At 37.8% G+C, this 12,303-nt stretch carries 13 protein-coding genes; 5 read left to right on the plus strand and 8 right to left on the minus strand.

What is annotated here, in order from left to right; genetic code table 11:
- Positions 1-156: 156 nt before the first annotated feature.
- Genes BN8061_RS10640 through BN8061_RS10650 form a run of 3 tightly spaced genes read right to left on the minus strand, consistent with a single transcriptional unit; the run spans position 157 to position 2,518 of the window.
- A complete protein-coding gene (locus BN8061_RS10640; RefSeq protein WP_068599138.1) occupies positions 157-783 on the minus strand; it encodes a DUF4230 domain-containing protein in 627 nt (208 codons plus the stop codon).
- Positions 780-1,340, minus strand: a complete 561-nt coding sequence (locus tag BN8061_RS10645) for a thioredoxin family protein (RefSeq protein WP_068599141.1) — start codon at positions 1,338-1,340, stop codon at positions 780-782. The genes BN8061_RS10640 and BN8061_RS10645 overlap by 4 nt, the downstream gene beginning before the upstream one ends.
- A gap of 35 nt (positions 1,341-1,375) precedes the next feature.
- Positions 1,376-2,518, minus strand: coding sequence for a M14 family zinc carboxypeptidase (locus BN8061_RS10650; protein ID WP_068599142.1), 1,143 nt, complete (start codon positions 2,516-2,518; stop codon positions 1,376-1,378).
- Between the two features lie 385 nt (positions 2,519-2,903).
- Between BN8061_RS10650 and BN8061_RS10655 the strand changes: the two genes are divergently transcribed.
- Both BN8061_RS10655 and BN8061_RS10660 read left to right on the plus strand, forming a co-directional pair.
- Positions 2,904-3,410, plus strand: a complete 507-nt coding sequence (locus BN8061_RS10655; RefSeq protein WP_068599144.1) for a helix-turn-helix domain-containing protein — start codon at positions 2,904-2,906, stop codon at positions 3,408-3,410.
- A 110-nt stretch (positions 3,411-3,520) separates the two neighbouring features.
- Positions 3,521-4,210 (plus strand): zinc metallopeptidase, encoded by a 690-nt coding sequence (locus BN8061_RS10660; RefSeq protein ID WP_068599146.1) that lies wholly within the window; start codon positions 3,521-3,523, stop codon positions 4,208-4,210.
- Between the two features lie 56 nt (positions 4,211-4,266).
- Here BN8061_RS10660 and BN8061_RS10665 read toward each other — a convergent pair whose 3' ends face one another.
- Together BN8061_RS10665 and recG are read right to left on the minus strand one after the other, a co-directional pair.
- On the minus strand, positions 4,267-4,506 hold the full coding sequence (locus tag BN8061_RS10665) for a hypothetical protein (protein ID WP_068599148.1): 240 nt from the start codon (positions 4,504-4,506) through the stop codon (positions 4,267-4,269).
- Positions 4,507-4,567: 61 nt separating this feature from the next.
- Positions 4,568-6,673: an ATP-dependent DNA helicase RecG gene (gene recG, locus BN8061_RS10670; protein WP_068599150.1), complete on the minus strand. Its 2,106-nt coding sequence runs from the start codon at positions 6,671-6,673 to the stop codon at positions 4,568-4,570.
- Between the two features lie 95 nt (positions 6,674-6,768).
- On the opposite strand from recG, the gene BN8061_RS10675 reads away from it, so the two are divergent.
- The 3 genes from BN8061_RS10675 to BN8061_RS10685 all read left to right on the plus strand — a co-directional run bounded on the left by BN8061_RS10675 (position 6,769) and on the right by BN8061_RS10685 (position 9,563).
- Complete coding sequence (locus tag BN8061_RS10675; protein ID WP_068599152.1) at positions 6,769-7,353, plus strand: thioredoxin family protein; 585 nt, start codon at positions 6,769-6,771, stop codon at positions 7,351-7,353.
- Entirely contained in the window at positions 7,353-7,907 is a 555-nt protein-coding gene (locus BN8061_RS10680) for a TlpA family protein disulfide reductase (RefSeq protein ID WP_068599155.1), read from the plus strand. Before BN8061_RS10675 ends, BN8061_RS10680 begins: the two co-directional genes overlap by 1 nt.
- A 126-nt stretch (positions 7,908-8,033) precedes the next feature.
- Positions 8,034-9,563: an IS1182 family transposase gene (locus BN8061_RS10685; protein WP_068596427.1), complete on the plus strand. Its 1,530-nt coding sequence runs from the start codon at positions 8,034-8,036 to the stop codon at positions 9,561-9,563.
- 114 nt (positions 9,564-9,677) lie between these two features.
- On the opposite strand, the gene BN8061_RS10690 is transcribed toward BN8061_RS10685, so the two are convergent.
- Genes BN8061_RS10690 through BN8061_RS10700 form a run of 3 tightly spaced genes read right to left on the minus strand, consistent with a single transcriptional unit; the run spans position 9,678 to position 12,300 of the window.
- Positions 9,678-10,703 carry a glycosyltransferase family 2 protein gene (locus tag BN8061_RS10690; protein WP_068599608.1) on the minus strand — a complete coding sequence of 342 codons (1,026 nt, stop codon included), beginning with the start codon at positions 10,701-10,703 and terminating at the stop codon, positions 9,678-9,680.
- Between the two features lie 18 nt (positions 10,704-10,721).
- Positions 10,722-11,162, minus strand: a complete 441-nt coding sequence (locus BN8061_RS10695; protein ID WP_068599157.1) for a DUF2750 domain-containing protein — start codon at positions 11,160-11,162, stop codon at positions 10,722-10,724.
- Positions 11,155-12,300, minus strand: a complete 1,146-nt coding sequence (locus BN8061_RS10700; RefSeq protein WP_068599159.1) for a THUMP domain-containing class I SAM-dependent RNA methyltransferase — start codon at positions 12,298-12,300, stop codon at positions 11,155-11,157. The genes BN8061_RS10695 and BN8061_RS10700 overlap by 8 nt, the downstream gene beginning before the upstream one ends.
- Between the last annotated feature and the right edge of the window lie 3 nt (positions 12,301-12,303).

Genomic DNA, 12,303 nt, shown 5'->3' on the forward strand with positions numbered 1-12,303 from the left:
AATTTCTTTTTATTTTTTCAACTTTTCCAAAGATAAAGGTTTAGTAGGTAAGTTACAAAAGCTATCTAAAAACAAAAGTTATCAATTTGCTTCATCAAAGTTTGAACCTTGATAAAATACACTAGACGAGATGGAGTTTTAGAGCGTGTATTTTTTCTATTTAGCAATATTGCTTATTGCTTTCAGCTCGTCTGCATAAGGTGTTTGGTCTACCAACGTCCAATTGTGCATATGTGCAATTGTATACAACTCACTCAGATTCAACAACAGCTGATCATGAGCTTGTTTTTTGAGTTCTGTTTCGTTCACCATTTTTTTGATGTGCTCTACACCTTTTTGTTTTACCGTATTCAATTCGCCTTTTTCAAATTTATTGAAAATGCTTTGATCTAAATCGAAAAAATGAACATCGGGATACAACTCGATATGCACTGTAGGAATCGACCGTAAAATAATCCTACGATTCACCGAATCCAATTCCAAATCCATTTTAGACAAATCGTACGTAGCCTGTGCTTTGGCATTGATGAGCATGGTGATTTTTTTATCGGCACTATAAAATTTTTCTAAACCTGGTAACGATTTTTTAGAACGATAGGTATAGACATCCGAATATTGCTGCTCTGCAACAATCATTTTATTCATCCGCTCGATTTGATACGCAATCACATGCGAGTGCGAATCAGATTTATCGGCCCTGCATTGTTTGAACAACAGCAGAACAATAATGATACTCAACAAAACGATGATGACAAGCCCAAGGGTTGTGTTTAACTTTTTCAATCTTCTGCGTAATTTGGTGTATAATCTTCTTTCGAGAATATTTTAAGCAAATCTTCTTCCAAACTATTTCCTGACGGAGATTCTACAATTCTCCCGATTTCTTGACGTTTTTCGTAAATGATAAAAGTTGGAACCCATCGAATATCTTTGTTCATTTCTTCGCCATAGAAACTTTTCTTATCACGGTTCACGCCATACAATTTCATTCGACCGTCTGGGAAGTTGATCGCCTCTAATATTTTCAGCATGGCTGGAACTTCGCGCTGACTGTCTGGACACCAGGTTCCTAGAAAAATTTCCATCGAATAATCTTTACTGTATTTTTTCAGCCGAGCTATTTTTTCTGAATCTAGCGGATAGGAATTGTATTCCTCTTCGTACCATGATTTGAAGTTTTTGGTAAGCAATTGACTTTTTTCAAATTCGCCCAACAAAATCATTTCAGTGGTACCGTTGTGTTCATATTTCACTACTCGATTCATCACTTTATTGCCTTCGCAACTATTCAAAATCAATAAAGCTAAAGCCACTACAGAGATTGCCAATATTTTTTTCATAATTTATATATTTCGAGTTTAAAGGTATAAAATTATCATATTTTCAAGCCATTTTCGAAATATAGATTTCCAACTCGGAAGGTTTCTGCCTTCATAAATCTCGGAAACGGATGAGATTCTCCAACATAAAGCTCACCCTTGCAGTCGTACTCTCGCAAACCAATATACCGACTAAGATCGCCAATTTCTTGAAAAACACCTTTGGTTTTCAGTTCATTCTGATCGATATACTCTTCATAATACAATCCTAAATCCATACAGACCGATTTTTCTCCGTTTTTTACTTGCACATTGCGCAAAATCACATCTAATAATCGCTGACTGTTTTCGGGTATTTTATCGTAAAGGTCAAAATTATTATAATCTTGAATAGCAATACTTTCCAAACCCAAAAGCAGTGCGATTGCATTGTATTTTCGTGTCGAATTTCTCGTATAATCATCTAGAAAATGTCCGGCCTCGAACAAAACACAAGAATATCCGGCTTTGGTAAAATTATCTCCCGTTGAGCTTGGATAAAACTCAGCAGAATAACGCCCTATTTTACCCGGAATCAGCTGTTCTAAACCTTGATTCATATACTGGATAACACCCATTGTTTTTTGCCTGACCGCATTCACCGATTGTTCTGCATCGTAAGACGGCGCAAGAAAAGAAATTGTCGCTGTTTCGCTGGTATGCCCCACATTGAAAATGGTGCGTTGATCATGCAGATTGAAGAGAAATTCATAATCGCCCTGTTCTACAACGTCCAACAAAACCTGCAACTCTACCGATTGTTTTGCTAAAAAATCACGATTCAGATCGATACCTACCGCATTTCTACGGGTATAAAACTCGGCACCATCTGGATTGAGCATAGGTATAAAATCGAAGCTCAGCAAATCCAGTATTTCACTTTTGTTTCGCCCAAAATAGTTCAGAACATCGAGCATCGCTCTAGTTCCTGTAGATTCGTTTCCGTGCATTTGCGACCAAATCAGCACTTTTTTTGGGCCATTTCCACCACTTATTTTGTAAATCGGTTTTCTAAGAAAAGAATGCCCCACGATATATTTAGGAATATTCAATCGCTCGAGCGCTTTTTCCAAATCCTCGATTCGAAACCATTTTTGGTCAATATCATCCAATCTGAATTGCTCATATTTTCGATCTAATTCTACTGCGTTTAATCTCATCGTTCAAATTTCTGTATTCAAATTTAATGATTAAAACTCCATCACTCCGAAATATTTTTTTTCGATTTAAAGGCTTCAAATTTTATAGATGAACGAGGAGTTCAATTTCAAATTTTGCTGGCTTAAATCAAAGAAAATTCAAATTTTACTTTTGTAAATTACATTTGTAATTAACAAATTTTGGTATTTATCTGCTTTTTTGACATTTTAACAATTCAAAAATAAAATAAATATAATTACAATATTTAATGATTTAAAAATGAGGTTTTTGTAAGATTTTAATTAAACTTTTAGATCCCTGTCAGTTTATTAATTTAATACTATTTTGATCATTCGTTTTTATTGTTTACATTTGTAAAAGTTAATAACAAAAGTAAATACTGCCATGATTGACAGATTGCAGAAAATCCTCGACTTTTTGGGTCTCAGCCCCTCAGAATTTGCAGATGAAATTGACGTGCAACGTTCGAGCATGTCTCACCTATTTTCTGGTCGAAACAAACCGAGTCTAGATTTTATAAAAAAAATAAAAACAACGTATCCAGAAATCGATACCGATTGGCTTATTTTTGGCGAAGGTGAAATGATAAAAAATGCCGAAGAAGAGCATAAAAATTTTGCTGCAACAGATGATGCACATGACCACGCTCCTGCTCTATTTTCTACTGAAACCGAAAACAAAGTCTTGGAGCTTGATTTTGAAGAAGACGATAAATCATTAGAAACTCCGCCTGAATCCAATGCAATCGTAAATACTGATAAGACTTCCGAAAAAACATCGGAATCCGAAGATTTAGACCACGCCGATGAAAAAATTCGTGTGAAGAAAAATGTCGAAAAAATAATATTTTTCTACCAAGACGGAACATTTGACATCTATCATCCGTCATAAAACACCAGAAAGCTCATCTTCTGGCAGTTTGTCGTTCAAAAAAGATTAACATTTTAGTTGGAATACTTTTTGTATTTTTAGCCACGAAAAATATTTAATCATCAAAAAAAATGGGAACTTATTATGTAATTATTGGACTGATTATGCTTGCGAGCTGGGTAGTGAGTTCGAGGCTAAAAAGTAAATTTGCAAAATACTCTAAGGTATTTTTATCGAATGGCATGAGCGGAAAAGAAATTGCCGAACGAATGCTAATGGATAACGGTATTACAGACGTAAAAGTGATTTCGACTCCTGGACAATTAACAGATCATTACAACCCTGCAAATAAAACAGTAAATTTATCAGAAGTTGTCTACCACGAACGCAATGCGGCTGCGGCAGCTGTGGCAGCACACGAGGTAGGACATGCTGTACAACACGCAACAGCTTACCAATGGTTGCAAATGCGATCGAAAATGGTGCCAATTGTTAATATTGCCAGTCGATTGAATCAGTGGATTTTGATCCTCGGTATTGCCACTTTTGCATCGTCGCAAAACGCAACTTTACTTTGGATTGGTATTGCCTTATTTGCTGTGACTACCTTATTTGCTTTTGTGACTTTACCTGTAGAATTTGATGCCTCTAAAAGAGCATTGGCGTGGATGCAATCTCGAAACATTGTTCAACCAAATGAATACGCAGGAGCAAAAGACTCGTTGAATGCTGCGGCGATGACTTATGTGGTAGCTGCTGTTGGTTCGCTTGCACAACTGTTGTATTTCGTGATGATGGCAATGGGCGGACGAAGAGATTAATAATTAATAGAATTAAATAAAATTAAAGCCGCCTGAGTTTTGAGGCGGCTTTAATTTTATAATTTCGATTTCGTTCCCGTTGGAGATTTATCGCTGAAATCAAGATTTTTATCCTTTCGGTTGTTCTTCAATTTTTTAGCGATTAGGCTTAACCCAATTCCTGCAAGTGCGCCATAAATCGATCGTTTACCAAGCGAACGAGCTACCGTAATGCCAGTAGTTGCTGCCAAGGCAAGACTTCCCATTTTAGATTCTGGTTTTCGATTTCCTATTTTTTTCAATATGCTATTCAACATTTTATTATTTTTTTTGATGAATATTATACAGCAAATCCCAAACCAAACATTATTTCTATCGTTAGCTTATTTGTGACCACGCCAGTTTATCTCGATGATTTTCAAAGAAAAACTTCTTCGTTGCAGCATTTTCCAAGCGCGATAAAGTATGATCTGCCTTCAATACGAATTCTGCAGCTTGCCTTGCCATTTCTACCAATTGTTTGTCTTTGGTAAGACTTGCTATTTTGAAATCTAAAATTCCGCTCTGCTGTGTTCCCATCAAATCACCTGGTCCTCTGAGTTGCAAATCGACCTCGGCAATTTGGAAACCATCATTGGTCTTGCACATTGTTGAAATGCGCTGATAGGAAACGTCGTTGAGTTGAGTTTTGGTCATCAATACACAATAACTCTGCTTTGCTCCACGCCCCACTCTGCCTCTAAGTTGATGCAGTTGTGAGAGTCCGAAACGCTCGGCATTTTCGATGATCATCACCGAAGCATTCGGGACATTTACACCAACTTCTATCACCGTAGTCGCGACTAAAATTTGCGTTTCACCTTTGCTAAAACGTTGCATTTCGAAATCTTTTTCAGCGGGTTTTTGTTTTCCGTGAACAATTCCTACTGCATATTCAGGTAACGGAAACTCTCTTGTAATGCTTTCGTATCCGTCCATCAAATCTTTTAAATCTAATTTTTGCGATTCTTCGATCAACGGATAAACAATGTAGATCTGTCGTCCTTTTGCAATTTCGTCTCGTACAAATTTGAAGAGTTGTAAACGATGAGCATCGGTTCGATGAATAGTTTTGATCGGTTTTCTGCCTTGTGGCAACTCATCGATCACCGAAATATCGAGATCGCCATACAAGCTCATCGCCAAAGTTCTTGGGATGGGGGTAGCGGTCATCACCAAAATATGGGGTGGCAACTTCGCTTTTCGCCAAAATTTGGCTCGTTGCGCTACACCAAATCGATGTTGTTCGTCGATGATCGTAAGTCCCAAATTTTTAAACTGCACCACATCTTCTAATAAGGCATGCGTCCCGATCAAAATATACAATCGTCCGTCTAAAAGATGTTGATGGATACGTTCTCGATCTTTCTTTTTGGTCGAGCCAGTGAGCAATTCAACCTCAACATCCATCTTGGCCAAAAAATTCTTGATTCCTTGATAGTGTTGCTGTGCCAATATTTCGGTCGGTGCAATCAACGCAGCCTGAAATCCGTTGTCCACAGCCAACAGCATAGTGAGCAATGCAACCATCGTTTTACCACTTCCTACATCTCCTTGCAACAAACGATTCATTTGCTTGGATTGTCTCAAGTCTTGACGAATTTCTTTGATTACGCGTTTTTGTGCATTGGTAAGCTCGAACGGTAAATGATTTTCGTAAAATTCGGTAAAATATTTTCCTACGATCGGAAAAGGATTGCTTCTAAATTGTTGTTGATGGTTCATTTTTTTCAGCAACAAACTCAGATGCATAAAGAAAAACTCTTCGAATTTCAGTCGCGTTTCTGCCTGTTGCAATTCGTTAGGTGTTTTTGGAAAATGAATTTGCGAAAAGGCTTTTACCCGACTGATGAGATTGAATTTCTGAATCACCGAATCGGGTAGATTCTCTTCGATCATCAAGTGTTCTTGAAAAAGTTGTAACATCATTTTCTGTATGATGCGATTGCTCACGCCTTTTTTACCCAACAATTCGGTGCTCGGATAGACTGGAAACAAACCCAACGGAATCGATTTTGCTTGCTCGATTTCTTCAATTTCTGGATGCACCATACTGAAGGTACTGTTGAAAATATTGGGTTTGCCATAAATCACCACGGGCTTATTGAGGTCTTTTTGCAATTTTTCGATCTGCCATTTGGTGTATTTGAACCATACCAATTCCATCTGCCCAGTGTCATCGACAAATTTTGCCACCAATCGTTTCTTTTTACCTGTAGTCACAGCCTCCAAACTTGTCATTTTTCCAACAATTTGCACTTCGGCCATACTCGGCACCAAATCTTTTATCTTGTAATAGGTCGAACGGTCAACATACCGAAAAGGAAAATGATGGAGTAAATCTTCGAAGCGAAATATCTTCAGTTCTTTTTGTAGCAATTTGGCTCGTTCTGGTCCCACACCTTTGAGGTATTCGATCGGAGTTTTCAAAAGATTCTGATACATGGCAGGCAATTCTTTTACGAATTTATGAATTTATCATCAGTCAAAAAAAAACTTAATTTTTCTGTATCTTTACAAAAATATATTTCTTGAATACCATGTTGAATTTGAACGATTTTTACCAGCGCGCTCTTTCTTACGAGCAATACATCGAAAAAACAGAAAATCAATTAGAAGATTTGGTCGAACAAGGCGACCCGAATGACTTTGTACAATATTATTCACTTGGTCTGAAACGCATGAATCGTGTTTACAAAACCTTCAAATTTGATGCGAATTTAGAAAAAGAATTAAACACAGCGAATGGCGCAGGCGTTCGATTTCTTACCATTACAGAGGGTTGGTGTGGCGATGCTTCGCATATCGTGCCAGTCATTCACCATCTCGCTCAGAAGTTGAATATAGAAGACCGCTATATCTCGCGTGACGAAAATCTAAATCTGATGGAAAATTACAAAACCAACGGTTCTATCTCGATTCCGATTTTGGTAGCATTGGACGAAGAAGGAAAAGAAATCTTTCGCTTTGGTCCGCGTACTGCTCATGGTATGGAATTGTTGAAACGCTACAAAGAAAATCCGGATCGCTATTCGAAAGACGATTTCCATGAAGATTTGCAAATCTATTATAACGAAAACAAAGGCATAGATATCGTAACCGAAATTCTAAGTTTGATGAAATAATGAAGAAGACGCACTTATTTTTGATCGCATTGTTTGTAATCTTTATCGCTGCAATATTTTACACTCCGCTTGGTAGCATATTCAAAGACAAAATAGAAGATAAATCGCATGTTGCTGGCTTACGCACCTTATCTGACGAAGATTTTGATGTCGAACTCACCGGGTATAACGGAGCCGAAAACACCAACCTTAAAGAGTTGAAATCAAAGAACAAAGTGGTATTCATCAACTATTGGGGAAGTTGGTGTCCGCCTTGTGTAGAAGAAATGCCAACCATTCAGAATTTGTACAACAATCGCAAAAATGATGTAGAATTTGTGCTGATAGCCATACAAGACAAACCGAAAAACATCCTCAATTTTGCAACAAAACACCAATTGACAATGCCCTTGTATGAACCAGCGAGTCCGCTCTCTGAGGCGATGTTGCCAAAGGTTTTTCCGACGACTTATATTTTGAATAAAAAAGGAGAAATCGTTTTGCACGAAACCAAAACAAGAGATTGGAACGATGATGAAATTAATGATTTGATCGATCAATTGTTGAAGGAATAAAATCCTTTATAAAATATTAAAAGAAGCCGTCTCACAACTGAGGCGGTTTTTTTATATAAATAATGAATTGATTATTAGGTGATTAATATAGAATTCACTATATTTAACTACTTAATTTTCAGCGAAATGAACTATAGAATTAAAGAATATAACCAATCCCAAAACTGGTTATTTCCACCTTCGATAGAAGAATTAATTCCGACTAATCATCCAGTAAGAATCGTAAACAACGTAGTTGAGAAGATAGACTTAAAACCTCTTTTAGAAACTTACAGTCGGGAAGGTCATCCTAGTTATCATCCTAAAATGATGCTCAAAGTGATGGTTTACGCTTATATGGACAATATTTATTCCAGTAGAAAGATCGAAAAAGCCCTCAATGAGAACATAAACTTTATGTGGCTTTCTGGTAGAGAAAGCATCGACCATAATACGATAGCCCGATTTCGAAGCAATAAGTTAAAAGCCGTATTCAAAGACATCTTCAAACAAGTGGTATTGCTTTTGGCAGAAGAAAAATTAGTGAGTCTCAAACGAGTTTATACAGACGGCACCAAAATAGAATCGGTAGCTGGAAGATACACCTTTGTCTGGGGAAATTCCATCAAGACCAATCGGGAGAAAATGATCAAACAATTAGAGGATATGTGGCAATACGCGCAGTGCGTTGCTGATGAAGAAGACCAAGATCCCGAGCCACCGGAGTTCAAAAAACTTGATCCTGAAAAAGTCCAACAAGCCGCAGATAAAATCAACCGAATCCTAAAAGAAAAGTCTGACGATCCAAAGAAAAAAGCCAAATCCCGTTACATCCAAAAGAATTTTGCGCCAAACTTAAAGAAATACCAAGAACAAGAAAAGTTACTACAAGAACGCAACTCCTACAGCAAAACCGATCCCGATGCGACCTTTATGCGCATGAAGGACGACCACATGCAGAACGGACAATTAAAACCCGGCTACAATGCACAAATCAGCACCGAAAACCAAATCATCGTCAACTATACCTTACATCAAGACACCAACGACATTCATACTTTAAAACCTCATTTAGAAAACCATAAAAAACTCTACAATGAGCTTCCCGAAGAACTCACCGCAGATGCAGGATACGGAAGTGAAGAAAATTACGAACTTTTGGAGGACAAAGCAATCAAAGCCTTTGTAAAGTTCAACACCTTTGACCAAGAACAAGGCAAATCAAAGAAAAGAAAAAATCCCAAACCCTTTGAACGAGACTCACTCTATTATAATGAAGCGCAAGATTTTTATGTATGCCCGATGGGACAACGTATGGAAAAGCGCGGTGAGCGAAAAGTCCAAACAAAGTCAGGATATAAGCAAACCTATAGTTGTTATAGCGCTAAAAACTGCAATGGATGTCCGCTCAGAAGCCAGTGCTTCAAGGGGAAAAACAACAGGACAGTAGAAAGGAACCATAAATTAGAATACCACAAACAAAAAGCAAGAGAACTTCTCACATCCGATATCGGAGAAATAAGAAGAAAACAAAGAACTGCTGATGTCGAACCTACATTTGCCCAACTCAAACACAACCGAAACTTCAAAAGATTTACCCTAAAAGGAATTGAAAAAGTGGAATTAGAGTTCGGATTGCATGCTTTAGCTCATAATCTGAAAAAGATGAGTGCGTAAACAAGAATAATAACTCATCTTTTTCTAAATTATTAAATTGAGTTGGTTTTTGACCTCAATTTTTTAATCATAAAAAAACCGTCCCGATTTTATAAACGAGACGGCTTCTTTTTTTTAGGATTGATAAAAATGGCTCGGAAAAGCTTTCTCTGCCTTTTGTCTTAAAATATTCAAGCGAAACTGTGCCAACAAAAAACCATAGCCATAATTAAAAAACTGAACAAAGGTCGTGATCACCGAGAGCCATCCTACCTTTACACTTGCAAAACGCACACTGGCACTAACAAAAATGAGTACCACATAAAAAAGAATCAACACCATGGGAAGCCTAAACCAAATGACCAAGTCGGCACTTACCAAAAACGATAAAACAAAGCACACAAAAGCCAAAATACTCCCGAGAAAAAACACACTCGGAAACCAAAAGGTAAGCTTGGTAAACTGCGGATGGCGATGATTGAGAATTGGTCGTGCTACCCCAAACTGAAAAACTTGTTTGGCGAAACTTTTGAGCGTCGATCTTCTTTTGTGCCAAACTTTCGCATGCCGAAAAAGTCGGGTTTCCAATCCGTTTTCCCAAATTCGCATACTCAGGTCTGGATCTTCGCCTACACGCATTTGGGCAAAACCTTTGGTGAGTTGGTATGCCTTTCGGCTGATTCCCATATTGAAACTTCGAGGTTGAAACTTCGACAATTGTTTCTTTCCTCCTCTTATTCCACCTGTGGTCAGCATCGAAGTCATCGAAAAAGTAATGGCTTTTTGCAAATTGTTGAAACTTTCGTCGGCATCATCTGGACCACCAAAAGCATCTACATAATTTACAGCCATCTCTCGCTTCACCTCTTCGAGATAATGCGGCGGAACAATCGTATCTGAATCGAGAAAAATAAAATAATCACCTCGGGCTTTTTCCATGCCAAAATTTCGAGATAAACCAGGACCAGAATTTGTTTTATAGTAATAATGAATATCCAATTGCGATTGGAATTGCCTTACAACTTTGTCGAGTCTGTTTGGCGAGCCGTCATCAACAACAATGACTTCGAAGTTTTTTTGCGTTTGCAACGCTAGACTCGCCAACAATTCGGCAAGTTCGTCTTGTCGCTCATAAACTGCAATTATTATAGAAAATCGAATATCCAAAACGCAATTTCGTTAATTTTCGCTCTCTTTCAGTTCGATAATTTGTTGTCGCAATTCGTCGAAAGATTTGAAGTGATTCAACCTTTTTGCCGATTGATTTCGAATGCCGTAATTGGCAATTTCTAACATCAAATCTAAGGGTAAAACCTCCTCGCCTTCTCCGTTTGCATTGAAATTTATCCCAGCCAAAGAAACCTCTTCATACATCCCAATCAGCCATTGCTCTACAAATTCGCCAAAGGCAAGCTCAACAAGTTGGTGATTTTCCCATTGTCCTTTTCTCGCTTCTTTTGCTCGCTCTGCTGATGACCAAAAACAAATCACCTCGAGCTGACTTTCGTCTTCATATTCAAAATCTTCCGAAAAAGAAATCGCAAAACCATCGACCGACTGTAAAATCAGGACTTTATCATTCTGAAAAAACTCTTCTACAAATGTCTGAATATTACTCATGCGGATTTTTTTTACTCAATTTTTTAGATCCTTCGTAGACTTCATATTGCAAAAAATCGCACTCCAATTTTCCGTTGAAAATCTTCAATTTCTTCGACGGTCGCAACCCTACATATTTCTTTGCGTCTAAATCTGCTGTGATGAACCAAGCCAAAGTGTTGGGATAATGATTTTTGAGTGTATCGCCGATTTGTTTGTAAAACGCAGGATTGTCGTTTGCCAAACGCTCATCGTAAGGTGGATTGAAGACCATCAAGACGGGAAACAAATCTTTTTTGGACTCGAAAAAATCTTGATATTTTACTTCTATAAAATCTTTCAAATCTGCCGAGATGATGTTTTGTTCTGCAATTTTTATCATCATCGGACTTATTTCGTATCCAACAATTTTGTAATTGAATTCTTTGATGCGGTTCAACCTCGAATTACGAATTGCGGTAAACAAGGCTTCATCATAATCCTTCCAATTCTGAAAAGCAAAATGTTTGCGGTGCAACTGTGCCGGAATTTCATTTGCCATCATGGCAGCTTCGATCAACAAAGTTCCAGAACCGCACATCGGGTCTAAGAAATTTCCTTTTCCGTCCCAATCTGCAATCTTCAACAAACCTGCTGCAAGCACTTCGTTTATCGGCGCTGGACCAGTTTCTACACGATAACCTCGCTTATGCAAAGATTCACCTGAGCTATCCAACGACAAGGTCACTTTATCGTGGCTTATATGCAGATTGAACCTGATGTCTGCATTGTATTTCTCGACACTTGGTCGCTTACCAAATTTATCGTTGAAACGGTCTACCAAAGCATCTTTCACCTTCAGCGCTGCGTAATGCGAATGGGTAAAATAGTCTGAATTCACCGTAGAATCGATGATAAAAGTCTGATCGACATCTAAAAAATTCTCCCAATGAAATTTGGACAAACGATCGTAGAGTTGATGTTCATTTTTTACCGAAAAAGTCATCACAGGTTTGAGGATGCGCAAGGCCGTTCGCAAGCTATAATTTGCTTTGTACAAAAATCCTTTGTCACCGTAAAATTCAACCATGCGGTTTCGAATTTGAACATCGCGTCCGCCCAAAGCCTGAATTTCTTTTGCTAATATTTCTTCAAAACCAAAAAAGGTTTTGGCAATCATCTT

Origin of the sequence: Vaginella massiliensis (genome assembly GCF_900089075.1) — a bacterium.
Taxonomy (GTDB): Bacteria; Bacteroidota; Bacteroidia; order Flavobacteriales; family Weeksellaceae; genus Weeksella; species Weeksella massiliensis_A.

What these genes read in the sequence shown, in the direction of transcription:
- BN8061_RS10645 (WP_068599141.1), bottom strand. Translation starts at nt 1,340, where the DNA reads ATGAAAAAAATATTGGCAATCTCTGTAGTGGCTTTAGCTTTATTGATT.
- BN8061_RS10650 (WP_068599142.1), bottom strand. Translation starts at nt 2,518, where the DNA reads ATGAGATTAAACGCAGTAGAATTAGATCGAAAATATGAGCAATTCAGA.
- BN8061_RS10655 (WP_068599144.1), top strand. Translation starts at nt 2,904, where the DNA reads ATGATTGACAGATTGCAGAAAATCCTCGACTTTTTGGGTCTCAGCCCC.
- BN8061_RS10660 (WP_068599146.1), top strand. Translation starts at nt 3,521, where the DNA reads ATGGGAACTTATTATGTAATTATTGGACTGATTATGCTTGCGAGCTGG.
- BN8061_RS10665 (WP_068599148.1), bottom strand. Translation starts at nt 4,506, where the DNA reads ATGTTGAATAGCATATTGAAAAAAATAGGAAATCGAAAACCAGAATCT.
- recG (WP_068599150.1), bottom strand. Translation starts at nt 6,673, where the DNA reads ATGTATCAGAATCTTTTGAAAACTCCGATCGAATACCTCAAAGGTGTG.
- BN8061_RS10675 (WP_068599152.1), top strand. Translation starts at nt 6,769, where the DNA reads ATGTTGAATTTGAACGATTTTTACCAGCGCGCTCTTTCTTACGAGCAA.
- BN8061_RS10680 (WP_068599155.1), top strand. Translation starts at nt 7,353, where the DNA reads ATGAAGAAGACGCACTTATTTTTGATCGCATTGTTTGTAATCTTTATC.
- BN8061_RS10685 (WP_068596427.1), top strand. Translation starts at nt 8,034, where the DNA reads ATGAACTATAGAATTAAAGAATATAACCAATCCCAAAACTGGTTATTT.
- BN8061_RS10695 (WP_068599157.1), bottom strand. Translation starts at nt 11,162, where the DNA reads ATGAGTAATATTCAGACATTTGTAGAAGAGTTTTTTCAGAATGATAAA.
- BN8061_RS10700 (WP_068599159.1), bottom strand. Translation starts at nt 12,300, where the DNA reads ATGATTGCCAAAACCTTTTTTGGTTTTGAAGAAATATTAGCAAAAGAA.